Here is a 25,504-nt window from a genome sequence, read left to right as displayed (position 1 = left end):
TTGTTTGTTCTACCATAACCCTACCCGCTTCTTATGATTCCGAAACCTGTCTTCTGAGGACAATGAGTGTGAAATCATCTCTTAGTTCAAAATCTTGAAGTTTCTCAAGCTCTTTATACACACTTTCCACTAGCTGTTGTGCTGGTTGATCCTTGTATTTTTCAATAATAGAAATAATCTTATCCCGTTCAATAAAACCTTCTTCTGTACGACATTCTGTCACCCCATCGGATAGCAGAATGATCATGTCGCCTTCTTCTATTGATTTCACGTATTGGCGATATTTCGTCTTCCGTTCCACTCCAAGCATAAGACCACGCGCATTCAAATCTTCAAAGCGTTCTTCCTTTGCTCTGTAGTAGAAGCCTGGTTCATGTCCTGCTGAAGCAAACGTAAATGTATGACCGTCTGGGTTGTACATCGCGTAGAACATGGTGACGAACATACTTGGATCAACGTTTTGTTCTACAACACGATTCAAGTTCTCCAGCACAAATTTCGGTTCTGGACGATTTTCTGGCAAACTGTCCATCGCATACTTGATCATTGACATACACAAGGCAGCAGGAATACCCTTTCCGATAACATCCGCAATCGCTACACTAATGCAATCGTCGTCGTCATGAACAAAGTGGTGGTAATCCCCATTCATATGTCTTGCCGGAACACTGATGGCTCCAATATCTATCCCTTCAGAATCCGGTACTGCTGTTTCTAACAGGGTTTGCTGAACGTTTGCCGCAATCTCCATCTCCGACTTCAGAGCTAGCTGACGTTCCCTGAGTGCTTGGTATTCTCCAAAAACGATCCCATAAGCCACCATCACTTCTAATAAAACATCTAAAGAACTGGCTGTTTCCTCTGTCATGTGAGGCACGAGTTCTTTCGTAACTACTTTATGAAAACTGATGACTTCCTCAGGTGAAATTCCTTCTTCTATTGCATTTCGACTAAATACTTCTGCCTCATATAGAGTCGCTTCAGAAGGGTGTGCAAAATAACTCGCTAACAAGTCACGATATGCTCGCTCCCATTCGCGTTTTGTCAATGCCATCCCTCCTTACGCAAGCCATTTTTTCGTTTCAATAATTGTGCCATTTCCGACCTCTGAACGGATAGTAAACTCGTCCACGATCCTTTTGACACCCGATAGACCTGATCCAAGCCCTCCAGAAGTAGAGTAACCTTCCTCCATCACTAAACGAAGATCATCTATTCCTGGACCAGCATCCTTCGCTGATATAGCCAAGCCCTTTTTCCCCTCATGCTCGAGCGCTTCAATACAAATTTCACCTTCCTTAGCATACAGCACAATATTACGTGCCAGTTCACTAATTGTGGAGGCAATCCGCGACTGCTCAACACTTGAGAAACCTAACTCTTTCGCATGCTCTCTGCCAATGTGGCGAGCGTGTACAATATCTTCTTCAGTTTGAATTTGAACACAAGACGAAAGCGTCATGTGTGATCCCCCAGTTCTGAATAAAAAATTCACATCTTATCATCGAATTCTTTCTTGCCCGAGAAGTCGTTACCTGCTCGTTAGAATGATGAAAAGGGGTGTTCGTGGTACGTATGAGCAACAGGACCCTCTCGTCACTTTCCGCTACGTAACTTCCACTCTTTTCGATTATATCGCATATTCAGGGAAAATCGAGCGAGAAACTTTTGGATGTTTGTGACGAAATAAGTCAGTTGCCTGATCGATAATGAACTAACATAACACCAACTTCGCAAACCGGTTTCCCCAAAAACAAAAACACTCCATCTTAGTCGAGGGAGTGTTCATTAGAAATGGACGAGGCCTAGGCTAATTTGTACTGCTTCGTCTACTTTTTCCATCATTTCTTCGTCAAGTTGTGTAATTTTGTCTGTGAGTCTTTGCTTGTCGATCGTACGGATTTGTTCTAATAGAATGACCGAATCACGTTCAAACCCATACCGTTTGGCGTCAATTTCAACATGCGTTGGCAGCTTTGCTTTCTGAATTTGAGCGGTAATTGCTGCGATGATGACGGTGGGACTGAATCGATTCCCTATGTCGTTTTGAATGATCAATACTGGGCGAACGCCTCCTTGTTCAGACCCAACGACCGGGGATAGATCCGCAAAATAGACGTCTCCACGCTTCACATTCAAAGGGTTACCCTCCGCTGACGAGCCGCTCAACAGTATGCTCCGCCTCGTATTCCGCTTGGAAGGCCTCAGATGCTAAAGATAGGTTGATCTTCGCCATTTCCATATAACCTCTTCGCATCGACTCGCGAATCTGTCTCTTTTTTCGTTCGCGTAAATACATTTTCGTTGCTCGATAGATCAGTTCATCCCGATCTTTATGATCTTGAACAAAGTGATCTAGCTCTGCAACCATTTTCTCTGGTAAACGAATAGAAATTTCTGTCGTTGCCTTGGATTCAGACACGAACTACACCTCCACCACACTACTTTGCCATTCTCACTATATCATGGATTAAGCCCACATGAAAGGAAATCTAAACAGGATGTTCAAAAGATGCGAACAAACTTCCGTAAAGCCTTTTCATTCTTTTGGAACACATACTATAAGTCTTCTCTATTATAAGCATTAAGGATGCCAAAATATGCATGAACAGTGGAAAAAGGTAATTCCTGCTGGTTTGTCCGATTTGCTTACTTTATGAACAAATCGTTCTCCAACCACCGTTCTGAGCCTCTTTTATAGATGCGAGGCACTCTTTGCGATAGTAAACATGGAATTTCATACGAGATCGTCCCAATATAATTTGCCACTTCATTAAGTAGGATTTCTTCCTGTCCTTGTTTACCAAATAAGGTAACGCGCTCGCCAACAGGAAATTCACGAGGAAGCTTTATCATACATTGATCCATGCAAATTCTCCCTACAATCGGTACACGCATGCCTGCTATTAACACATCGAATCCTTGTAGGGCACGAATCCATCCATCCGCGTATCCGATCGGTAGCACCCCAATCCACTGAGAGTCATCTGCCGTATATGTCGCACCGTAACTGACTGAGTCTCCTTTTTGCAATTGCTTTACTTGGGCAAGTTCAGTATGCAAACTCATCGCTGGGTGAAGAGGGAACGGCAAATGCTCGCCCACATATGCGGAAGGATTTAAACCGTACATAGAGATACCAAATCGGATCGCTTCATTACGGCGCGGCATTCGTAGTCCCGCAGCACTATTGCTCGTATGGACAAGGGGTGGAGCAAAAGGGATTTTTTTTAGTATTTCATCAAACGCTTGCTGTTGCCGGATCCAAAGATCGGTGTCTTCTTCATCGGCTGTTGCAAAGTGCGTATAGATCCCTTCCCATTCTAGGTGAGCGCATAGTTGAACAAGCTCAATCGCCCGCAAAACTTCCCCTCTTCCCTTCATCCCTAGTCGTCCCATACCTGTATCCACTTTTAAATGGACGCGGAGGGGAGGTGTTCCTTTTGGCCATGAAGAGGTCGCAACACTTTCCACCCAACTTACGTCCAAAGCTGTTACAGCAATGTCATTCTCAGCGGCAACCGTAGCAAATTTCGGATCGACTGCACCCAGTACGAGGATGGGCGCCTTTACACATGAGCGAAGTGGAATAGCCTCATCTAGACAGGCAACTGCAATCGAAGTGGCTCCTCCTTGTAAAGCAGCTAAAGCTACTTGGCGATCACCATGCCCATATCCATTTGCTTTTACCACTGCCATAATGTGTGCACCGTTGGCATGGACCTTCATTTGTTCGACATTTCTTTTGATCGCATCTAAGTCAACTTCTGCCCATGTGGGACGATACATACCCTCCACCAGCCGCACCTCACTTCACTTTTCTAAACCACAAAGTTTATGTTCACTAAAATCAGTAAAAAGAAAGCAGACCCTGATTAGAGCCTGCCATGTTACCTCTTATTTTACCATATCTCCTTGAACAGATCGAGCGACCATTGCCAGCTCTTCTTGTGTTAAACTATCAGATGCAAGAAGGTACTCTACTCCATTGTAGCTCCAGCGAATCGTTTGGTCTGTCATTGCTCCTACAGCAAATCCAAGATCAACAGGATTTCCTGTGAGCGTCACGACTTCCGCACTGCTTGGAACGACTGTTTGCTTCTCCTGTATGAGTGTGTACGATTTTTCTCCCTCGTAAGAAAGGATGACGCGTTGTCCGTCTTCTATTTCGATTTTCTCTTCACTTTCTAGCTCAGTACCCACAATCTCCTGTGTTGGGTAAAGAACTGTGAACTCCTCATCCATCACTTCTGCATTTACAGGAACTTCAAGTTGTTCCCTCGCCCCTGTCATATTTTTCTTCACATCAAAGTCACCGTCTTCAAACTGTGCATCGAATTCTACACTTGTAAAGTTAACTGTTACCAAAGGATTTTGATCTGTATCCAACACTTCTACCTTCACAGGAGCCAAATCCTTTTTCGCAAACGTTATCTTTTGAGTAGGAAGCATTTTATTATTTTGATATCGTGTTTTTGTTGTAAACACATAAGTATCATCCGTCTCTTCGTACGTCGCTTCTCCATCCTCTAAAATGTCTTTCACAAGCGATTCATACAAGTAGGCTTGTGAGGAATTGTTAGGCCATTCGCTCTGGAAGCGGAACGATTTGTTCAGGGCAGGTGTGAGTACAAACACTCCCTCATCATTTCGAAGAATCATCTGGTTTTGATCCTTTTGTGCGTTTTGTAGGTTCACACGGTAGTAATTTTCTTTTTGATGCCAAACTTCCACATTATACTCTTGTGGCTCTGTGCCCATTTGCAAAGTCATTGTCGCTTCTGCTTTATAGCCGTCCATTTGTTCAACTTTCTTCTCTAAGTCCCCAACCACTTCTTCTTGAGACCTGGATCCGCATGCAGCGAGCAAAAGTGTGAGTAGCGCGATCATGCAGATAAAGTACACTTTTTTCATCTTTTCAACCCCTTTAGTTGATTCAATGTTTCTGGAAAAGGAGAGAAAAGAGGACGCCACCCTGCTCAAGTCACATACAAGCTACTCTTTTTCCTGCTTGGGCACCTCAAGCTAAAGAGAAGTGTGAGCATGTGCGCAAAGGCAGGGGCGAACCCTTGTCTCCCTATGTGCACTACGAATATATGAGACAACCTATTCGAATATGTCACAAATAGGGGACAAGGACTTACTTGACACTGTTCAGTTGGCGAACATTCAAGCCCTTCGTCCGTCGGGACCTACTCCATTCGTTTTCGTTCTATCACAACATGGGCGACTGCATACGAATCACTATGGGAAATGGACAGATGAACCCCTTCGAAAAACGGGCGTTGCACAAATGGTTTGCCACGCTCATCACAGAAGATTTCTATGTCTTGAAAGGAAAGGTCTTTCCCTATACCTGTCCCCGTCGCTTTTGAAAAAGCTTCTTTTGCGGCGAAGCGGCCTGATAACCATTCAACCTTTCTTCGCTCGGGTAACTCAAAAAATTCCTGCTGCTCCCGCTCCGTTAATACCCGCTCTACAAATCTCGGTTGCTGTTTCAGCATCTTCGCGATTCGCCCGGTTTCTGTTATGTCAATCCCGATTCCCTCTATCATATGGCACTCCTTTTGAGCTTGGAAATAGTTGAGTCTGTATGTGCACTCGATTAGTCTGGATATACTGATTTGAGTCTAGATATGTGCTCGACTAGTTTGGAATTACCATCCAAAGCTCGGGTTCGTCGCTCTACGAAGGAACCATTTTCACCGCATTAGTGGATCATTGCTTTAGGATGGCTATCAGAATAAACTTGTTTTTTTGGCACTTCATGACATCATAGTACTATTTTTAACAGGTTCTATATTATACTATAGGACAAGAGTTTCATAATGAAGCGTGTGTGATACACGCTACCTGGAGGATTGTATGTTTCTACGAACTGAAAGCTTATCAGAGTTTCTACGTAAATATCCGATAGTCAGTGCGATTGTGGCCATTCATCTAGCGGTATATCTCGTCACATCGCTACTTCCTGGTACCGGTGATGAGCTACGCGGCTATCTTATCGGAGTCAACTACTTAATAAGCGAAGGAGAATGGTGGCGTCTATTCACTCCGATCATCGTTCATGCGGGTTTGACTCATTTGTTGTTTAATTCGTTTTCGCTAGTCATCTTCGCCCCATTTTTAGAGAAGCTACTAGGAAAACTCTGGTTTATATTGGTCTATGTAGGAGCAGGTTTAGCTGGTAATGTGGCTACATTCCTATTAGAAGGTCCTGCCTATGTGCATGTCGGTTCTAGTGGAGCTATTTATGGGTTGTTCGGATTTTACATCGCACTTGTTCTTCTACACCGCGACAAACTAGGAAGACAAAATCGGAACATGATTATTACAATTGTCAGCATTGGTCTTGTCTTTACTTTTTTACAGTCCAATATCAACATAGCGGCCCATATTTTCGGTCTCCTATTTGGCCTCATTATCGGTTGGATGCTTCTTCAAACGAAAAAGTTCGCATAGAAAACATTCATGAGCAGAGCACCCCACCATGAATGGAAACTGGGCACAAGGCACAAAGCAGTCTAGTTGTGATCAAGGCGGTGCGAGTGGGGCACCGACCTTTTTATTATTTTCTTTGAAACCAACTATATACCGTTGCGATGTCACTTACCTCATAATCGCTCACGAGTCCAACTTTGCTTCCCTCACCTGACTTCAAGGAGACTTCAATGTTTTGAACCTTTAGCCGCTTTTGGAATATCGATTGAGAAACCTTAATCGATTGAATGCGATGTTTGCGAACTAGTAAAGTGGTTTCTGAAAAGAAGCGATATCGTAGAGCCAGTTGGTCATCTTTAATTGCCAAACCTGCGCTCTTCCATATCCACCTACCCCATAAAAGCGTGAGGATAGTTAAAATGGAGATGGTCCACGTGTACCACTCGACCCACCAAACGAATATAAAAGCAATGAGGAAGGTTCCGATTGTAGTGCCACGCACAATTCGCCACCACGCCCTTTTCGGAGCACGCACCCATAGGTCACGATCAGGAATCGAATAGTCATGGAATATTTTCTCCAATTGTACTTGAACGCCTTTGGTAGGTATTAGCGGAAATAATAAAATTCCGGTTCCGGAAACGTCGTTCGATGAGCCGCCTGCGCTATCTAGCCTAACTGTCGCAAAGCCTAATACTTGACGTAGGGGGCTTCGGACAACTCGAATAGCTTGTATGCGATGCAAAGGGATTGTGAGTCGCTTTTTCTCTACTAGTCCCTTCGTTAAAATGAATTCTTTCTCCGTTTTCCACACTGTAAACTTGCCGTATTTCACAAAAAGAAAAGCGGTCCCTACTATCCACATAACGGCAAGTGCAAGAGATATCATGAGAACTAACATCAATAGATTGGTGGAAACAGCATTTTCTACATCTGAAAATACTTCTTCAAATGGAAGAACATCGATAAACTGTGTTCCAAATGCAATGACTGCCGTTAAAATGATGCCAATACTCCCAGAAGTAGCTGCCATGATTAGAATATGATGCCATGGCATTTCATACAACTTTTCTTCTTTAGGTGCTTCATATACTTTCGGAAAATAGACATCCTCGGAGTCAAAGTCTTCCTCTTGTTCGTTATCTTCTCCGTATTCTAACGCCTGCTTCCTCTTTGCAATATAGCTTTGCATCTCTTGAGCTTCATCACGAGTTAAGGCGTTAATTGTTGCTTCAGCACTCTTTTTCTCACTAGAGGAGCCACCCGTTTCAAAGGAAAACTTTACTCGTTTGAATAATCTTTGGATCACACCTTCCGTAATATCCGTACTCTGGATTCGCTCAAAGGGGATGTACCGCTTTTGCCGAACAAATAATCCACTCTCCACCCGCAATTCATCATCTTCCACCCAATAGACGAACCGCCACCACTTCACAAACCCTAAAGATGCTAAGACGAATAGGGCAATTGAAGGTACGATGAAAGAAGATAGTAAATTCTCCGTTCTTCCGGCAAAAAATAGCAGCAAAAGAGGAATGATTCCTTCTCGAACTGCGACTAATACTTCGGAGACGAGTGCGATTGGATGTTGTCGCTTTCGTTTAAACATCTTCTTTCGCCACCCTTGCTAATTGAGAAATAGCACGCCTTAACTCCTCAGCATCCTTTTGCTCTAATGCCGGAATTTCATGAGTAGTAGCGGCTGTCGTAATTTGTAAAGAGGCGAGTTTGTACATCCGCAAAATAGGGCCTTGTACCGAATCAACATGCTGCACCCGAACCATCGGAACGAGTGTTCTTTTCGTTATAAAGATTCCGTACTGAAGCTCCATTTCTTCTTCACGAACTTCATATTTCCATTTGTTGTATCGTAATGTCGGGACAATGACGACTGCATATATCCCGTAAAGAAGCACCACGAGAAATGTACCTACTCGCCATCCTATCCCTAAATTCGAACCCACAGCTACAAAAAGAAAGATCATCCAAATAGCTAGAACCACCCCTGAACCTATCGCTCCGTGCCACCTCCATACTTGCTTAGCACGTTTTGGTAACTGCTTCTCTAGACTAGACTCCATTTCTTCACCCATTTCAGTTCGTTTTCTAAATCTACGTTTCATACGGCCAAAAGGTTTCCTTTCCTTCCCCACGCTATAACAAAAAGGAGACTACACTATAATAGCGAGCCTCCTTGTCTTGTATTAATTATTTACGCGTTAGAGTTAGACCACTGTGATGACGAGCGACCACTTCCACCTTTTGATGAAGAATAAGACGAACGACGTCGGTCAGATGATTGTGTGCGTTTGTAGCGACCTTGCCCTTTTTGGCTCTTGCCGCCTCGCTTATTATAACTACCGCGACCGCCACTATTTCCTCCTCTATCGCCGCCCCTTTTCACTGGAGCTGGTGATTCTGGAGTCAATTCCACAGGAGTTTCTTCAGGCTTCTTCGTAAGAATATGCAATGCACTGGCTACGAGTGAAACTGCATCTTCTTTTTCCAAAAGTTCTTCAGCAGCTTTTGTAAAGTCTGTATAGCCATTAGCGCTCACGGTCTCCAACAATTGCTCTACGATCGCCTGTTGCTGCCCTTCAATCGCATCGCGAAGAGACGGCGCCTTAATGCGATCCATTTTACGCTTTGTCACTTGTTCGACGCTTCGAAGGTAAGGAAGTTCGCGCGGTGTCACAAAAGTAACCGCAGCCCCTTCTTTTCCAGCACGCCCTGTTCGGCCAATACGGTGTACGTAGCTTTCTGGGTCTTGCGGGACGTCAAAGTTATATACGTGGGTTACACCGCTAATGTCTAATCCACGTGCAGCAACATCTGTTGCGACAAGAATGTCAAGTGTCCCCTCTTTACCTTTGCGCAATACTTGCAAACGGCGTGATTGGCTCAAGTCACCATGAATCCCTTCAGCAATATAGCCACGAATGGATAATGCTTTAGAAAGCTCATCGACACGGCGTTTTGTACGTCCAAATACGATAGCGAGCTCTGGCGATTGCATATCCAAAAGTCTTGTAAGGGTATCGAACTTTTGTCGTTCTTGTACTTCTACGTACGATTGCTGAATTTTAGGAACCGTCATTTCTTTTGCTTTTACCCGAACGATTTGAGGTTCTTTCATAAAACGCTCTGCAATTTTCCGAATCGGTGGAGGCATCGTCGCAGAGAACAACAAAGTTTGGTGCTCACTTGGTACATTTTCTAAAATGCTCTCAATGTCCTCAATAAAGCCCATGTTAAGCATTTCATCTGCTTCATCCAAGATCACTGTGTTTACTTCGGATAAACGCAATGTTTTCCGACGAATATGGTCAAGTAAACGTCCTGGCGTTCCGACGATAATGCTCGGTTGTTTTTTCAATGCGCGAATTTGACGGCTAATTTCTTGTCCTCCAAAGACAGCAAGAACACGTGCTCTTTTATGGTAGCCGAGCTTATACAGTTCCTCTGTCACTTGTACTGCAAGCTCACGCGTAGGGGCAATAATTAATCCTTGTATTCCTGTTAGCTTCGGATCAATTTTCTCAATAAGTGGGATACCAAACGCTACCGTTTTACCCGTCCCTGTTTGTGCTTGACCAATAACATCGTTTCCTGCTAACGAAAGCGGAATGGTCTCCGCTTGAACAGGGGTTGCTTCTTCAAATCCCATTTTTTTAATGGACGATAGAAGCTGTTGACTCAATTGTAAATCTTCAAAAGTTGTCAAAAATATTCAATCTCCTTCTTTACTAGAGGGGACTTGGTGATAAAAAGGAGCCAGTATACTTTTCCATGACTCCTCTCCAGTTGTCCAATCCGCTCCAGGTACATGCAATTTATTTGATGTGCCAAGTTGTGTGAACAGTTTTTTCCCCCACGCCTCCTGTTCGACATCGTCAATCACTATCGTCGGAACGGAGAAATTAGAGAAACACTGCTTTGCTTCATAAGCCCGCTGCTTACACCACATCCCTGCAGCCATCGGGGATGTGAGAAGGCGTTCACGTTGCTGTTCCTCTAAAAATGAAAGAAAATCTCGTGCAGTTCGCTCATATTTACGTCTGTGCATTTTTTCTCGTAACGTCATCGGTGCGTACACATACATGCCTGTGTTGACGAGCTGACAGCTGGTAACTTCCCATCGCTGTGCGAGTGATAGCGCGAGTAATCCTCCAGTTCCAAACCCAGCTACGTGAACTTTTTCACAAACATCCTCCAAATAGTGGAACTCCTCTTCCACCCAACGTGTCCAGTTATGAAAAGAAACCCCGCGTTTCGTCCGTTTAGCAAACGGATGGAGGGTGAGTAGGTATCCGTCTGTGATTTGCTGGTATGCTTGAATCAAAGAGTCTGGCGTAAAGTCTGCTTCTTCAACTCCTTGGATCCATAAACAACCCATCATTCGCATCACCTAGTTTTGCGTGAGACGTGATTCGCCACTTGCGTACAAGCGTTCTCCATCTCTTACACACATCAGAATTTATCTTACGCCTTCGCTCTCTTATTTTCAAGTGGTAGGACGACAAGTTTTCTCTTTCAACAAAAAAATTTCCATTTTCCTACCCATCATTTCACACAAGGATGTGATCAATCCGTTGAAATCTTTCTGTTAACGCCCTGGTAATACTCGCTCTAATCTCATCCCACGAGACCCTTTTAATAAGATACCTGTCTCAGCAGTAGCTCCTACATTTTCCACAAATTGCTGTAGAGCTTCCATTGATTCGGTATGAAATAGTCGCTCTTTTGGAAAGTTTTCTTGCGCTGCTTCATAAATAGGCAGGGCTTCTTTTCCAAATAGAAACACATAGTCCAATTTACTAGCATCAAGTCGACTTCCCACTTCAGCATGGTACCATTCGGAGCGCTCTCCCAGCTCCAACATTCCACCAATCACGGCTATTTTCCGCTTGAAATGCGCTTCGTTTTGAAACCAGTTTACGACGGCGTTCATCGATGTTGGACTAGCGTTGTACGCATCATTAATGTACGTTTCTCCTTTTGCACCTGTGACGGTTTCCATCCGCATTCCAGATAGTTGCATGGAAGGTAGCTGTTCGGCAATCTGACTTTCGTCCACCCCCGCATAAATAGCTGTAGCGAGCGCGAATAATGCATTTTTTACGTTATGGGAGCCCAATACTGGCATCGAAAAACCACTACCTAAACGGTCTATCCGGAAAGACGTTGTTGATTGTTCAGCCTCAATCCCAGAGACCCTCCAATCGCATTTTTCCCCGAATCCCACTGTTTCAATGTGGGGTGACGGATGTTGTGCAGCTAACGTATTTAAAAGAGGTTCGTCCCCATCTAGCAATACGAGACCTTGTTGGGAGACTCCCTCAGTAATTTCCCACTTAGCTTGAGCAATTCCTTCTCGAGATCCAAAGTACTCGATATGTGCTTCACCAATATTTGTGATGATCGCAACGTCAGGTTGAGCAATGGTTGTTAACAGAGAGATTTCCCCTGCACGATTCATGCCCATCTCTACTACAAGCCAATCAGCGTCTTCTGGCGCACGTAACAAAGTTAAGGGAAGACCGATGTGGTTATTATAGTTGCCTGCTGTTTTATGCACCTTCCCACAAGGTTGTAACAAGTGAGAAACCATGTCTTTTGTCGTTGTTTTTCCGTTGCTTCCGGTAATGCCGACAACACGAGCTGACAGCGTTTCCCGATAAGTCTTTGCCAATTGTTGTAAAGCTTTCAGTGGGTCTTCTACAAAAATGAGCGGCTTGCTTTTAGGTGCATTTGGCGTCCCTCTTTTCCAGAAACTAGCCGACGCACCTTTAGATAATGCCTTTTCGACAAACTGATGACCATCAGCATGTTCGCCTACAAGTGGAACGAACAAACTACCTTGTTCAACCTTTCTCGAATCAATCTCAACACTTCCTACTAAGTCGTGTCCGTTGATACCTTTTTGAAGGGTCCCATTTGTCCATTTTGCCACTTCAGACAACGTTCGATTCATGCTCTCTTTCCTCCTACAACAAAAAATCAAAACAGCCCATCTAAAGACAGTGACGAAGAGTGTCTCGCTTAACGTCAACCTGATGCTATTTGTCGTACCGAATAAGCTGCTTCTCTTCAAAACGTTCCTCTGCTAATTCAATTAAACGTTGAATTAGCTGTGGATAGCCCACACCTGTGTGCTTCCACAAAAGAGGAAACATACTATATGGTGTAAAGCCTGGCATCGTATTCACTTCGTTCAGCAACAAGGTGCCATCTTTTTGAAGGAAAAAATCGACACGAGCGAGTCCTGAGCAATCCAATACTTTATAAGCTTGTTTTGCCATCACCATCATTTTTGCTTGTTCCGCCTCAGTAACATGCGCAGGAATAATAAGCGCTGTTTTTCCATCTTCGTATTTAGATTTGTAATCGTAAAAGTCCGTTTTGGGCACGATCTCCCCGGCAACGGAGCACTCAGGATGATCATTCCCGATCACACCCATCTCCACTTCTCTTGCTACGACACCTTCTTCGACAATAATTTTTCTGTCATACGAGAAGGCGAGATGAAACGCCTCTTTCAATTCGGTCCGATTCGTACATTTTGAAATACCAACACTTGAGCCAAGGTTTGCTGGCTTTACAAAACAAGGGTATCCTAGTGTTTCCTCTATTTGCTCCAAACAAGCAGACCCGTTCGCTTGCCATTCTGAGCGGATAAATCCCACATAAGCTACTTGAGGAATACCCTCTTGAGCAAACAAACGCTTCATTGTCAGTTTATCCATCCCAGCAGCGGAGGATAACACACCATTCCCTACATAAGGCAAATTAAGGAGCTCCAACATGCCTTGAACAGTACCGTCCTCCCCATTCGTTCCGTGCAGGAGAGGAAAAACGACCGGTAAGCCATTCGCTTCTTTTGAAGAAGACGCGGCTACACCCTGAGCAGTAGTCGCCAGCTCTGTCGGCAAAGCAGCCCCTTCTCCTGAAAACGCTAAAGACTGAACCGAACTAACAGACCCTTCTATTTGCGGACCTTTTATCCAGCTTCCGCTCTTTTGAATGAATATTGGCTGTACATCGTATTGTGTATGGTCAATTGCTTGGGAAACTGCAAAGGCCGTTTGTAAGGAAACATCATGCTCTGCAGATTTGCCACCGTACAATAAGTATAAGGTTTTTTTCATAGTAAACCCTCTCCTCTAAAACAATGCTTCCACCACTATATGTGTCCAGGATAATTGTAATGAAAGTTCATCCCATTGTATCACGAAATACATCGCCTGGCGTGCGCAAAACGGACTCCTTTTACTATATGAAATTGCTGCTTTGGAGTTGCGAATATTTTCAGTTCCCGTTCTATTTGCTACACTAGAAAATAAAAGCTCAGTAACTTGAACTGGGTAGGAGGAACTATTTTAATGAGGCAACGACTGTCAAATTCACGCGCTCCGTTTGCTACAAAGTTTTATTACGGATGGGTCATCGTTGTAATCGGGGCGCTTGGAATCTTCTTTTCAGGTCCAGGTCAAACATATTCTATCAGTGTTTTTGTAGATTCCTATATTGATGAATTTGGATGGAGCCGTTCGGACGTTACAAATTTGTATTCTGGTGCCACATTTTTAGCTGGTATCGGGATGATGTACATAGGGCGTGTTGTGGATCGTTTTGGTCAACGATACATCGCCGTTATCATAGGCGTTCTTTTAGCGATTACTAGCTTATGGAACGCTATGGTTGGCAATATGATCATGCTATTCTTCGGCTTTTTTCTACTTCGAATTTTAGGTCAAGGAACGATGACTCTTATTCCGAATACTCTCGTTCCTCAATGGTTTTTAAAGAAAAGGGGAACGGCGCTTAGCTTAATGGCAATAGGTGGTTTTGCTAGTTCTGCAACGTTTCCAATCATGAACAACTGGTTGGTACAGGAATTTGGTTGGCGTGCTTCCTGGATGTTTTGGGGTGTAGCCGTTCTTGTTATTTTTGTGCCTCTCGCTTTTTTTCTGATCCGAAATAAGCCAGAAGACTTGGGGCTCCGTCCGGATGGTGAGGTGGTACTCCCAAAAGACGGGGGTGATATTGTAGAGGACAAAGAAGAAAACTGGACCCTTCAAGAAGCAAAACAGACGAGGGCATACTGGTTGATCTTGTCCTGCATCGGCATCCCAGCACTAGTCAATACAGGGCTAACGTTTCATCTCGTTTCCATTTTTAGCGAAAATGGATTGAGTCCTAGTTGGGCTGCAACGATTTTAAGCGTGATGGCGATTTTTGGTTTTTTTATAACCCCGATAGCTGGAACTCTATTAGACCGAGTACCTGTTACTTATGTCTTGGCAGCTATTTTCATTGGGGAAATCATCTTTTTACTACTCGTTCTCGTTGCCAATTCAGCGTGGGCAGCCATTCTTTTCGGAGTGATCTGGGGAATGAATGGGGGATTCGAACGTATTGCGCTGAATTACGTATGGCCGAGCTTTTTTGGAAGAAAGGCGTTAGGAAGTATAAAAGGAACAGCCATGTCTGTAACGGTCATCGGTTCCGCTATCGGTCCATTGCCCTTTGCTTATGGTTATGACGCATTTGGAGGGTACACGGAAGTCATTTTATTTAGTACAGTATTCCCAATCGTCGGGGTCATTTGTGCTCTTTTTGCTAAGAAGCCGGCGAAAGCCTCTCTAAACCGAACAGCTATATCATGAAGCAAAGGGAAGCACTAACAATATTGAGAAGAGCCCATTCGAAGGCTTTCCTTACGTAATGAAATAGATCTATTGGTAGGCGTATACAAAACGCCTACCTTCTTTATTTAGATATTACGTCACTGCCCATTGTTCACTCTTTCTATGGTAAACAAGCGATGCGATTGGATTGTATTTTTTAGGCTCAAAGTCTTCAAACAGTTGATCTATATCCACATAATCCCCGACAACGTAAATAGGAATTGTAACCTTTATTCGATTCACTTCCATTGAAGAAAGACTAATAAGGGCGCCTTCCTCTAATTGCGATTCAAGTTCCTTCCAGAGAGTAAGGGTGACAGGACGAATTTTTGAAGCTTTCCGAAACGGGGGTAGTACCCATTTATCTTGCACTTTCTTCGATATTTTCTCACTGAATACCACACTAAGCATTCCGTAAAAGTCCTGCCAATCGCGGTAATACGTTTTATTAAAATGACCATCATTGTGGGACAAATAAACGAAACGATTTCGCAACGTGTTCAAAAACGGCTTCCTCAGTGGCTGTTTCATGTGACCTAAATACAGCAGTTCTGCTATTTCTTCAGGTGATAACTCATCTAAACTGCTTGTATCTTCCACGTCAATCCAGCAAAAATCGCTGTACTCATCAACTTTCTCTTTTCGTAGCTCGTCCAACTCGTCTTCTAACACAACAGCATGTAATGTGTGCATGTGAAAAATGCCCCCTGGATAATCTGACTTTAATAATAGTAGGGGTGCCAATGGTTGCGGCAGCGCATACGAAAATTCTCGAAAGGAAATCCCGTGTGTAAATACATACGGAGATGTTTGATGCTTATGGATATAAATTGCCTCGTTCACAGCTCTCTTCTCCTTTTTCACGACATTATTAGTGTACCACTTTTATGTATGAACACGAAGATAGACAAACTCATGCAGCCTACACTTCTTTCTGCATGCATCGTTTAAATACGGGAAGTCTACTTAATAAAAGTTGCCTAAGAACGGAGGAAGGAGTGTCTTACGTTCTATGGAAGTTTTCAATCTCGTTATGGTTGCATTTTTAATCGTCATGACTGCATTTTTTGTTGCTAGCGAGTTTGCCATTGTTAGAATACGCTCTTCCCGGGTTGATACGCTAGTTGCAGAAGGACGCAAAGGTGCTGAAGCGGCTAAAACTGTGACGACAAAGCTAGATGCTTATTTATCCGCCTGTCAATTAGGTATTACGATTACAGCTTTAGGATTAGGGTGGTTAGGAAAGCCAACCGTTAAAAGCCTACTAAATCCCATGTTCAATAATTTAGGACTTAGCGAGGCAGCCGTTTCCATCTTATCCTTTACGCTCGCCTTTGTCTCCATTACGTTTTTGCACGTTGTATTTGGCGAACTAGTTCCGAAAACATTTGCGATTCAAAAAACCGAGGCGGTGACTTTACTCTTTTCGCGTACATTAATATGGTTCTACAAAATCATGTACCCGTTTATATGGCTACTCAACGGATCGGCCAATGCAATTAGTAAATCATTTGGGGTAAGTCCTGCTAGTGAGAGTGAGGTGGCTCACTCTGAAGAAGAATTACGTATTTTGTTATCCGAAAGTCTCGAATCTGGTGAAATTAATCAGTCTGAATATGGATATATGAATAAGATCTTCGAGTTTGATCGCCGCATTGCTAGAGAGATCATGGTGCCACGAACAGAGATTATTTCGTTCCATGAAACGACGACTCTCCAAGAGATCTTGTCTGTAGTACGTAAAGAGGGCTATACTCGCTATCCTGTCACTCACGAAGGTGATAAGGACCAAATCATTGGTTTTGTTAATATAAAGGAACTCCTCACAGACTGTATATATGGAACATGTGACGAAGACGAGCCGTTGGCAAAGTATATTAAACCAGTTTTACGTATCATTGAAACGCTTGCTATCCATGACCTGCTTGTCAACATGCAAAAGGAACGTGTACATATGTCTATTCTTATTGACGAATATGGGGGAACGGCTGGTCTTGTCACTGTCGAAGATATTTTGGAAGAGATTGTTGGTGACATTAGGGACGAATTTGATACAGATGAAATTCCGGAAGTCCAAAAATTTTCCGATACCGAATACGTATTTGATGCAAAAGTACTAGTCGATGAAGTCAATGACTTGTTAGGAACCACCATTGAGCATGAAGATATTGACACACTTGGAGGTTGGATTCTCAGTCAAAAAGTAGACGTACAACCAAACGATACAATAGAAGAACAGCATATCGTGTTTATTATTGAACAAATGGAAGGACACCAAATTCAATACGTTCGTGCCCTTCTTCCGGTAAACAGCCACGAAGAAACACTTACAAACCCCCTCTCCTCATCATGATGCGAGGGGTTTTTTTAAAAACACATTTCAGAATTATCACATAAAACGTCGCAAAGATGAGTATGATTTTATTGACGAAATCGACACCCCCAACCTATACTAGAAGTAACTATAAAAAAGGATGTGATGACATGGGGCATTGATGCTTAACTTAAATTTTCGTTTCCGTCGGTTCCACATGCATAAGGAGAAAAATCAAAAATGGAGGTGAATCCCTGCCTATTAACCAATAGGTAGGGGACAGTATTTGGACGATATAGTTGGCCTGATAGCCGTTGCGATCTTAATTGTTCTGACCGCATTTTTTGTCGCCAGTGAATTCGCGATTGTTAAGGTGAGAAGCACTCGCCTCGATCAGCTGGAACTAGAAGGGAAAAAGGGATCGAAAGCAGCAAAGAAAGTGACCGACGCTCTTGACGAGTATTTGTCTGCCTGTCAGCTCGGTATTACAGTCACTGCCCTTGGGATTGGTTGGCTTGGTAAAAGCTCATTGGAAGGACTTCTCCATCCAATTGTCGTCAGCTTGAATTTGGGTGAATCATTCACAACTGTTTTATCGATCGCGACTGCCTTTTTCATCATTACGTTCCTACATGTAGTAATCGGAGAGCTTGCCCCGAAAACTCTCGCCATTCAAAAGGCTGAACAAATTACACTATTACTCGCACCGCCGCTTATCTGGTTTTATCGTATTATGTATCCGCTCATTTGGTTGCTCAATGGATCTGCACGCATACTCATCAAGTCTGTTGGCTTAAAGCCAGTCAATGAACATGATGCAGCTCATACAGAGGAAGAACTGCGCATGATCGTGTCAGAAAGCTTTCGGTCTGGAGAAATTAACCAAAATGAGTTCAAATACGTGAATAAAATTTTTGAATTTGATGATCGTATTGCGAAAGAGATTATGATCCCCCGCACAGAGATTACTAGTCTGGATCAAACAGATAGTATTGAAGATTTCCTTCAACTTGTTCAGAACGAGAAATTCACACGCTACCCTGTAACAGATGGAGATAAAGATCACGTGATCGGTATGATCAACGTGAAAGAAGTCATCACCGATATGATCTCAGGTGAAAGAACTCGATCCGAATCGTTATCCTCCTTTGTTCGACCTATTATTCGTGTCATTGATACGATGCCAATTCAACAATTACTTGTAAAAATGCAGCAAGAACAAATTCACATGGCGATACTAATGGACGAATACGGTGGAACAAGTGGACTTGTCACTGTTGAAGATATTTTAGAAGAAATCGTCGGGGACATTCGAGATGAGTTTGACGAGGATGAAGTTCCGAATGTGCAAGAACTGGCTCCAAAGCACCTTCTTGTAGATTCAAAAACGCCCATTTCAGAAATTAATAGTCGCCTAGGGCTAACGATTTCAGACGAAGAGATGGATACTATCGGTGGCTGGATTTTAGCAGGTAACTATGAAGCAGCTGCAGGAGATTTACTCGAGTACGAAGGCTATGTGTTTACCATTAGACAAATGGAAGACCATCACATTCGATCGATCGACATCCAACCTATTCATGACGTTCAGCACGAAGTCACAACAACACTCGATTTGGAATACACAAAATCGGTTTCATCATAATTAGAAATTTTGATTTTGTACGACGCAGAAAAATGGGTTAACCCACTAAAGGGTTAGCCTATTTTTCATGTTTTCCTCACAAATCCTATCCAATGGCGGATTGTCTCCTCTTTCAATCGGTGGTAGGATGAGTGAGTGTGTATATATGTGGGTAGTTCTTTATTCAGGAAGTGCATACTCCGCACAAAATGTTTCTTTTTTTTGTTATTAGTAGATCCCACACGTATTGATCGCACCAAATACTTTTAAAAAATTTAACAGCTATTTTGCTCTTTTATAGAAGGTGAATAAATGAATGCAACAAAAAAAGTTGGAGAACGATTCGACTGGACGCTTTGCTTACTCTTGTTTTTATTTTTCCTTGTGAGTATTGTCTCTATTACGAGCGCTCAGACGAGTGGTCAATACATGGATAATTTTGCACTTCGACAAGTGGTATGGTATGGGATTGGTGCGTTCATAATCGCCGTGGCTATTTATTTAGAGCCTGATCAATATTGGAAACTTTCGTGGATTGCATTTGGCTTTGGTATTTTGTTACTCGCCTTTTTGTTAGTAGCTCCAGAATCAATTGCTGAGCGTAGGAACGGTGCCAAAAGTTGGTATACGTTGCCAGGAATTGGGTCTATCCAACCTGCTGAATTCATGAAAACGTTCCTTATTTTGGCGTTAAGTCGGCTCATTGCTCAACATCATTTAGTCAATCCGGTGAAAACATTAAAAACAGACGGCTGGCTCTTTCTCAAAATCACTGTATTGTCTAGTATCCCTCTTGGCCTCGTCATGTTACAACCCGATCTCGGTACAGCACTCGTGTTTATCGCTATCATTCTTGGCATGCTTCTCGTATCCGGAATCTCATGGAAAATACTCATCCCCGTATTCACTTTTGGGGCTGCCTTTGCAACAACAATTATATTGCTCATTATCTATCGAGGTGAGTGGATTTCAAACTTCCTGGAAATTGATAGTTATCAACTAGGACGGATTTATTCCTGGTTAGACCCATACAGTTCAGCACAAAACGACGCCTACAATTTGATACAAGCACTCACTGCCATCGGATCAGGGGAAGTAACGGGAAAAGGATTTAATGGGGGAGAAGTCTATATTCCTGAGCAACATACTGACTTTATATTTACAGTAATCGGTGAGGAGTACGGATTCATAGGCGCAAGCATTGTGATTAGTTTGTTTTTCCTACTCATTTACCATCTCATCAAGGTGGCACTTGACACAAAGACACCCTTCAACGCCTATATTATTACCGGTGTCATTAGTATGATGACGTTCCACGTATTCCAAAACATCGGGATGTCGATTCAAGTTTTGCCCATTACCGGGATACCTCTCCCGTTCATAAGTTATGGCGGGAGCTCTCTCATGGGAAACATGTTGGCTATGGGACTTGTCTTTAGCATTCGATTCCATCATAAGACGTATATGTTTTCTTCAGATCGGGATGATTGACATAGCAAAGGACTGCAACAGAGCAGTCCTTTGCTTCTTTTTGATGCGCGACGGTCGTGTTTGATGTACGCGCACCTGCGCCAACAGAATGTTGGTGCCTCTGCGTTCGCTCACAAGCATGAGTGTGGCTCGCCCAGAAATTCACCTTAGTACTGGCCCAACACCCCTTTTTTCATCGCCATTCGCTCACAATAGCGAAATACGCCGATTCCAATGGCAAAGTAAAAAAATCCGGTCACGATCAAGATGGAGAAGTCCTCTGCTGTAAACGAGGAAAACGGAACTCCTAACACCATCATCTCCCGAATCATGTCCACTCCTTTAACAAAAGGCGCTACAGCTAAGTAAGGTGCCACAGATAGCGGTACAAACGTTAACGCCATAAACACGAACTGGAGAATTTGCAAAAATGCTTGAACTTGCTTGATCAGAATAGTAAGCCCTGCGATCATGAAACTTACGCCGATCATGCCTAGAACAGCGAACAGTAAAATTGGGAGTATCTCTAGGATGGGGAGTGGCAACCACGTTCCTGCTGTCCACATCGACAAATATAAAAGAAAGCCCGTTAGCCCTAAGCTATAGATCGTTGTTGATACAATTCTACCTAAAAGTATGTTGGTCACACCGAGCGGAGACATGTATAACTGCTCTAACGTTCCGAGCCTAGCTTCTTCAGCCATGCTCCACCCCATTCCTTGCATGACTTCCATAGCCAAGTACCAAAACAAATAGTTTACGATCACAAATTGAATGTTTTGTTCAGCTGTTGAAGGGTCCCCTACGACAGTAATTCCAAAAAACATCAGTAGAAAAATGGAGTACATCGTGATGATCATCGTAATCGTATTAGGTAAATAACGCTTTAAGTTGATCCAATCTCTCCGGAAATTTGCGTTAAACAGATGCAACCACTTCACGATGACCACCCCCTTTAACAATGTTGACAAATACTTTTTCAAAATCAACGACATCGCGATTTACTTCTTGAATCGATGCATCTGCGTCTTTCAACAAGTCAACAACTCGGTAAAAATCTGCATCCTGTTGCATCGTGACATGTAGAGTCCATGTTGGATCGGTTTCCTCGACAGAATAGAGTACGTCTGCTTCCTCAAAGAGGGCATGCCCTTTCGTGGTGAGCGGTTGATTCAATACGAAGGCATACGCTTTCGATGAAAACAGTTCAAGCAACGAAGACACCCGATCATCAGCCACTACCCGTCCTTCGTTAATAATAACCGCTCTCTCACAAATTTGCTGAACCACTGGCATGTCGTGAGAGCTTAGTAAAACGGTTTTCTGCTCTTCTTTTGCTACTCTATGGAGAACTTCACGTATATCATAGCTTGCATCGACATCTAGACCTAATGTGGGTTCGTCTAAGAAAATCACGTCTGTATCCGCAAGTAATGAGACCGCTATAGACACCTTCTGCTGCATTCCACGAGACAAGCGATTCACTTGTTCATCTGCCTTATGAGAGAGTCGAAACATGTCTAACAGCTCCGCAATCCGACTCTGTAGTTCCTTTCTCGACAAACCTCGATTTCCCGAGAAATATTCTAGGTTCTCTTTCGCCGTCATTCGCCAATACAAATTTCGATTTCCTTCGAGCACGACGCTAATATGTTGAAGCGCTTTTAGACGCTGTTTGTTCATTGAAATACCGTGGATCTGCACCTCACCCTCATCTGGCACTAACAATCCACTCATCATTTTAATAAATGTGGTTTTCCCAGCACCATTTGGCCCTAAGAGACCCACCACTTCCCCTCGGCAAACGTCTAGAGAGATCCCTTTTACCGCTTCCACCCATTCTTTACTCCGTTTGTTTCGGTACGACTTTTTTACGTTACGTATTTGCAAAACGGATTCCCCTGTTCCCACTTCTATCTCCTCCTTGCTTTTCTCTTATCACTATCCTACAAAGATTTCCATCGTTCGTATTCGGTCTCTAGACTGATAATCTCTACGAATGGAGAACCGTTATATGAGAATTCGCTTCGAAATGAACACAAAAAAAGCTCAAGACGATTTGCGCACATCGCCTTAAGCTTCTCCCTCGTGAGAATGGAGTCTCTTCAGTTTGTAATACTTTTTCATCGTGAACGTTATAAAGCTTACAAAGAATACCGACATGAGCCCGATCCCTACAGTAGCCAAGTTTAGCAATTCACTGATCACACTACCGATCGTCATGATGTACAGCGCACCAAGCCAAAGAGAAACTTCACGATGCACATACAAGTTGGTGATCTTCGCACCCACAGGAGCCCCAAACAGTGTTCCTACAACGAGCAAGAGGCCTGTTGTCACCTCGACATCTGTTCTGAAAAAGTACGTAAAAAATCCGCTTAGTACAATGAATAAGACCGCAACTAAACTAGTTCCAACTGCCCTTTTTGCCGGTAGACCTACAAGCGTAATCAAAAGGGGTACCATAAGAAAGCCGCCACCGACTCCGAGTGTCGTCGAAACAAAACCACCTAAGAACCCAATCACAAGAAGTTTCCAAAGCGGATTGTGATCACGCTCTTTTTCAATTGTGGTAGCGGTTTGTTGGCGTGACGTCGAAATCATCCTAAGAGCAAAGTAACCAAGTAAGACAATATATAATATAGGAATGACAATATCATCATATTTATTCGCTTCAAGCCACATGACAAATGGCTGAGCAAACTGCGTAGCCACAATGCCACTTAGCCCGATAATGATTGCAATGCGCCAATAAACGTTACCCATCTTCAAATGAGCAAATGCACCAGACAAACTAGACCCGATGGAAAACAACAGGCTGATGCTAATGGCTTCTACCGGGCTATAACCCGATAAGAGAAGGAGCGGCGTTAAAATAAATCCTCCTCCGATACCGAAGAAGCCTGATAAAATGCTAATCGCTCCCCCTAAAAAGGGAAATAATACCCACATTCTGTTCACCCTCTCTAGGTGTTCATGTGTACTTATTGTAGCATGAGTATCTTGCCATTTCCCAATATGTTCAGGCGTGTAAGATTGTTGATGTAGGTCGTTCTAGTTTCTAGTTCAATTCCATTTGTTCCTCCACATCGTCTCTTGTCTATTGTGAACATAATCACAGAAAAAACTCGGGAACTACTTGATCTCCCGAGCTTTATAAGATCGATTCAATTTAAAAGTTGATTTTCTCTGCTTCTCGGAAAAACTGCTGTCCTTTCGGATGGGAAGAGTTGTGCAGAAGAATGACGAGTACAGGAATAACAATAGTCGATCCGAGCAACAGTACCATGAACAGAGCAAACGAACCTGCTTGAAGTTCAGTACCTGTTACACCGCTATACGCTTCCTGAAACGATATAATCTCTTCACTTGGCTCGAAATCACTACGTTCGATCAGTGTGCTATTCGTCTGATCCCAATAGTAAATTTCTTTGTTTTCAAAAAGGAAAAGGTTACTTCGGATCTCATTGAATTCAATAAGAATCGCCACTACTTCAATTGTTGTCGCTTCCTCTTCAGATGAGGGGACTGTTTGAACCTCTGCGGATTGTTGTTCAATCATTTGTACTGAACCTGATGCATAGTTATTCATTTCTTCCGATAGCGACGCTTCCAACGCAGCCTCAACCGTATGTTCTCCAGCAAAAGCAACTCCACCTACACTCAGTAACAATAGGCATGTGAGCACCGCTATCCCATAGCGCAAATATGAGCCTAACTCTTTCATGTCCGTTTCCTACCTTTCCATGAATTCATCTGAAGTTGACAATAACTTTGTCGCCCTGCCCTTCTCTTCATCACTTATTCGTGTATAGGGGGAAATATACGTCTGTCTGTCTTTCTATGTACAAAGGGCTCACACCTGCATTAAATAGAAAGGCTCTTTTCGTATCCTTTGTTGTTTTTACTACACAGTAATCTCATGATGCGACGTAATGAAGAAACTGCTAGAATACGCTGCGGAAATACACTTCGCTTTCCGCGGGCTCGAGCTGAGCCTCCTCGTTCGCAAAGTACGCTCTCTGCGGAGGCCCACAGGACGTGGGTCAGAAAGGCGTTGCCACAGGACGTGGCGCTCTTAGCCTTTCCTCCTCCTCATCGTCTCCGCTATTCCGCAGGAGTCTACGTGTATTTCCTCCGCTGGTTTTGAACTTACATCGCACGAAGAAAATGGTGAGTTCATTTTAAGACTCACCAGTATTGAACTTACAACTTAATAAGGGAAGTTTTGACTCGCTATCTGTTCGTTGATTGGAGCGGAAGGCGGCGACTCCTGTGGGATCAGCGGGACAGGTGAGACCCCACAGGCGCTTGCGCCGAGGAGGCTCACCGCCCGCCCCGCGGAAAGAGTCCGCCTGCAGCGGAAATCAACATAGCAGTACGTCGCATCATATAGCTACTGTGTAATGAGATTCATTAAAAAAGCAACAATCTTTTAGAAAACAGCCAATATAAAAAAAGAAATGCACCCACGATAGGTACATTTCTTCCTTCAATCATCATTACGCTACGTCATACCCTTGATCGTCAATGGCTTCTTTAATTTGAGCTAGTGTCACCTTATCTGGTGAGAATGCCACTGCTACAGTCGCGTTATCCAAATCAACTTTGACCGTTTCAACTCCAGCCAACTCACCTACTGCGCCTTCTATTGATGAAACACAATGTCCACAAGACATGCCACTTACGTTTAACACTACATTTTCCATGGTAAAGCCTCCTTTAGTTTAGTCAACTTAAATTATAAAAGTTTCTTGCTGTAATATCAATTTAACATACCCCTCGTAGGTATGTAAAGCCAAATGTTTTGCATAGAGTGGAAGTAGGACAAGGAAAGGGTGAACGTACCATGGGATACTTATTATTTGCAAAGGGAACGCTCATACTTATCGGAATTCTAGTTATCGCACGGCTTGTGCAAACAACAAGATGTACAGTCCCCGCAAACCAATAGGCTCTTTTATA

The 25,504-nt window shown here is 43.3% G+C and carries 24 protein-coding genes; 5 read left to right on the top strand and 19 right to left on the bottom strand.

Features of this window, described 5'->3' with window-relative positions; all coding sequences use genetic code 11:
• Positions 1-31 precede the first annotated feature (31 nt).
• From HHK01_RS02605 to acpS, 7 genes are all read right to left on the bottom strand, one after another.
• Positions 32-1,054, bottom strand: coding sequence for a PP2C family protein-serine/threonine phosphatase (locus HHK01_RS02605; RefSeq protein ID WP_407646923.1), 1,023 nt, complete (start codon positions 1,052-1,054; stop codon positions 32-34).
• 6 nt (positions 1,055-1,060) lie between these two features.
• Positions 1,061-1,462 carry an ATP-binding protein gene (locus HHK01_RS02600; RefSeq protein ID WP_170006303.1) on the bottom strand — a complete coding sequence of 134 codons (402 nt, stop codon included), beginning with the start codon at positions 1,460-1,462 and terminating at the stop codon, positions 1,061-1,063.
• A gap of 326 nt (positions 1,463-1,788) precedes the next feature.
• The gene (locus HHK01_RS02595; protein WP_170006302.1) at positions 1,789-2,139 is read right to left on the bottom strand and encodes a type II toxin-antitoxin system PemK/MazF family toxin; all 351 of its coding nucleotides are present in this window, start codon (positions 2,137-2,139) and stop codon (positions 1,789-1,791) included.
• A gap of 4 nt (positions 2,140-2,143) precedes the next feature.
• A complete protein-coding gene (locus HHK01_RS02590) occupies positions 2,144-2,422 on the bottom strand; it encodes a CopG family ribbon-helix-helix protein (protein WP_170006301.1) in 279 nt (92 codons plus the stop codon).
• A 227-nt stretch (positions 2,423-2,649) separates the two neighbouring features.
• A complete protein-coding gene (gene alr, locus HHK01_RS02585; RefSeq protein ID WP_170006300.1) occupies positions 2,650-3,789 on the bottom strand; it encodes an alanine racemase in 1,140 nt (379 codons plus the stop codon).
• A 108-nt stretch (positions 3,790-3,897) separates the two neighbouring features.
• On the bottom strand, positions 3,898-4,914 hold the full coding sequence (locus tag HHK01_RS02580) for a LolA family protein (RefSeq protein ID WP_170006299.1): 1,017 nt from the start codon (positions 4,912-4,914) through the stop codon (positions 3,898-3,900).
• A gap of 278 nt (positions 4,915-5,192) precedes the next feature.
• A complete protein-coding gene (gene acpS / locus HHK01_RS02575; protein WP_170006298.1) occupies positions 5,193-5,555 on the bottom strand; it encodes a holo-ACP synthase in 363 nt (120 codons plus the stop codon).
• A gap of 310 nt (positions 5,556-5,865) precedes the next feature.
• Here acpS and HHK01_RS02570 point away from each other — a divergent pair, with 310 nt between their 5' ends.
• Positions 5,866-6,462 carry a rhomboid family intramembrane serine protease gene (locus HHK01_RS02570; protein WP_170006297.1) on the top strand — a complete coding sequence of 199 codons (597 nt, stop codon included), beginning with the start codon at positions 5,866-5,868 and terminating at the stop codon, positions 6,460-6,462.
• Positions 6,463-6,568: 106 nt separating this feature from the next.
• On the opposite strand, the gene HHK01_RS02565 is transcribed toward HHK01_RS02570, so the two are convergent.
• The 6 genes from HHK01_RS02565 to HHK01_RS02540 all read right to left on the bottom strand — a co-directional run bounded on the left by HHK01_RS02565 (position 6,569) and on the right by HHK01_RS02540 (position 13,589).
• The gene (locus tag HHK01_RS02565; RefSeq protein ID WP_170006296.1) at positions 6,569-8,050 is read right to left on the bottom strand and encodes a PH domain-containing protein; all 1,482 of its coding nucleotides are present in this window, start codon (positions 8,048-8,050) and stop codon (positions 6,569-6,571) included.
• The gene (locus HHK01_RS02560) at positions 8,043-8,564 is read right to left on the bottom strand and encodes a PH domain-containing protein (RefSeq protein WP_228027632.1); all 522 of its coding nucleotides are present in this window, start codon (positions 8,562-8,564) and stop codon (positions 8,043-8,045) included. Before HHK01_RS02560 ends, HHK01_RS02565 begins: the two co-directional genes overlap by 8 nt.
• An 89-nt stretch (positions 8,565-8,653) precedes the next feature.
• Positions 8,654-10,165, bottom strand: a complete 1,512-nt coding sequence (locus tag HHK01_RS02555) for a degradosome RNA helicase CshA (protein ID WP_170006295.1) — start codon at positions 10,163-10,165, stop codon at positions 8,654-8,656.
• A gap of 6 nt (positions 10,166-10,171) precedes the next feature.
• Positions 10,172-10,840 carry a hypothetical protein gene (locus HHK01_RS02550; RefSeq protein ID WP_170006294.1) on the bottom strand — a complete coding sequence of 223 codons (669 nt, stop codon included), beginning with the start codon at positions 10,838-10,840 and terminating at the stop codon, positions 10,172-10,174.
• A 207-nt stretch (positions 10,841-11,047) separates the two neighbouring features.
• Positions 11,048-12,415, bottom strand: a complete 1,368-nt coding sequence (locus HHK01_RS02545) for a UDP-N-acetylmuramoyl-tripeptide--D-alanyl-D-alanine ligase (protein WP_170006293.1) — start codon at positions 12,413-12,415, stop codon at positions 11,048-11,050.
• An 85-nt stretch (positions 12,416-12,500) separates the two neighbouring features.
• Positions 12,501-13,589, bottom strand: coding sequence for a D-alanine--D-alanine ligase (locus tag HHK01_RS02540; protein ID WP_170006292.1), 1,089 nt, complete (start codon positions 13,587-13,589; stop codon positions 12,501-12,503).
• Between the two features lie 234 nt (positions 13,590-13,823).
• On the opposite strand from HHK01_RS02540, the gene HHK01_RS02535 reads away from it, so the two are divergent.
• Positions 13,824-15,110: an MFS transporter gene (locus HHK01_RS02535; protein ID WP_170006291.1), complete on the top strand. Its 1,287-nt coding sequence runs from the start codon at positions 13,824-13,826 to the stop codon at positions 15,108-15,110.
• 114 nt (positions 15,111-15,224) lie between these two features.
• Here HHK01_RS02535 and HHK01_RS02530 read toward each other — a convergent pair whose 3' ends face one another.
• A complete protein-coding gene (locus HHK01_RS02530) occupies positions 15,225-15,974 on the bottom strand; it encodes a hypothetical protein (RefSeq protein WP_170006290.1) in 750 nt (249 codons plus the stop codon).
• Positions 15,975-16,143: 169 nt separating this feature from the next.
• Between HHK01_RS02530 and HHK01_RS02525 the strand changes: the two genes are divergently transcribed.
• The 3 genes from HHK01_RS02525 (at position 16,144) to HHK01_RS02515 (ending at position 20,560) form a co-directional block, all read left to right on the top strand.
• The gene (locus HHK01_RS02525; RefSeq protein ID WP_170006289.1) at positions 16,144-17,484 is read left to right on the top strand and encodes a hemolysin family protein; all 1,341 of its coding nucleotides are present in this window, start codon (positions 16,144-16,146) and stop codon (positions 17,482-17,484) included.
• A gap of 247 nt (positions 17,485-17,731) precedes the next feature.
• The gene (locus tag HHK01_RS02520) at positions 17,732-19,090 is read left to right on the top strand and encodes a hemolysin family protein (RefSeq protein WP_228027631.1); all 1,359 of its coding nucleotides are present in this window, start codon (positions 17,732-17,734) and stop codon (positions 19,088-19,090) included.
• 291 nt (positions 19,091-19,381) lie between these two features.
• Entirely contained in the window at positions 19,382-20,560 is a 1,179-nt protein-coding gene (locus HHK01_RS02515; RefSeq protein WP_170006288.1) for an FtsW/RodA/SpoVE family cell cycle protein, read from the top strand.
• Between the two features lie 146 nt (positions 20,561-20,706).
• Here HHK01_RS02515 and HHK01_RS02510 read toward each other — a convergent pair whose 3' ends face one another.
• The 5 genes from HHK01_RS02510 to copZ form a co-directional block, all read right to left on the bottom strand.
• Positions 20,707-21,480 (bottom strand): ABC transporter permease, encoded by a 774-nt coding sequence (locus HHK01_RS02510; protein WP_170006287.1) that lies wholly within the window; start codon positions 21,478-21,480, stop codon positions 20,707-20,709.
• Positions 21,458-22,450, bottom strand: a complete 993-nt coding sequence (locus HHK01_RS02505) for an ABC transporter ATP-binding protein (protein WP_170006286.1) — start codon at positions 22,448-22,450, stop codon at positions 21,458-21,460. Before HHK01_RS02505 ends, HHK01_RS02510 begins: the two co-directional genes overlap by 23 nt.
• A gap of 162 nt (positions 22,451-22,612) precedes the next feature.
• Complete coding sequence (locus tag HHK01_RS02500) at positions 22,613-23,491, bottom strand: sulfite exporter TauE/SafE family protein (RefSeq protein WP_170006285.1); 879 nt, start codon at positions 23,489-23,491, stop codon at positions 22,613-22,615.
• Positions 23,492-23,711: 220 nt separating this feature from the next.
• Entirely contained in the window at positions 23,712-24,266 is a 555-nt protein-coding gene (locus tag HHK01_RS02495; protein WP_170006284.1) for a hypothetical protein, read from the bottom strand.
• A gap of 775 nt (positions 24,267-25,041) precedes the next feature.
• Positions 25,042-25,248, bottom strand: a complete 207-nt coding sequence (copZ, locus tag HHK01_RS02490) for a copper chaperone CopZ (RefSeq protein WP_170006283.1) — start codon at positions 25,246-25,248, stop codon at positions 25,042-25,044.
• Between the last annotated feature and the right edge of the window lie 256 nt (positions 25,249-25,504).

Origin of the sequence: Bacillus fonticola (assembly GCF_012955605.1) — a bacterium.
Classification (GTDB): domain Bacteria; phylum Bacillota; class Bacilli; order Bacillales; family JC228; genus Bacillus_CG; species Bacillus_CG fonticola.
The sequence above is the reverse complement of the archived record's forward strand: the minus strand, read 5'-3'. Positions and strand labels throughout refer to the sequence as shown.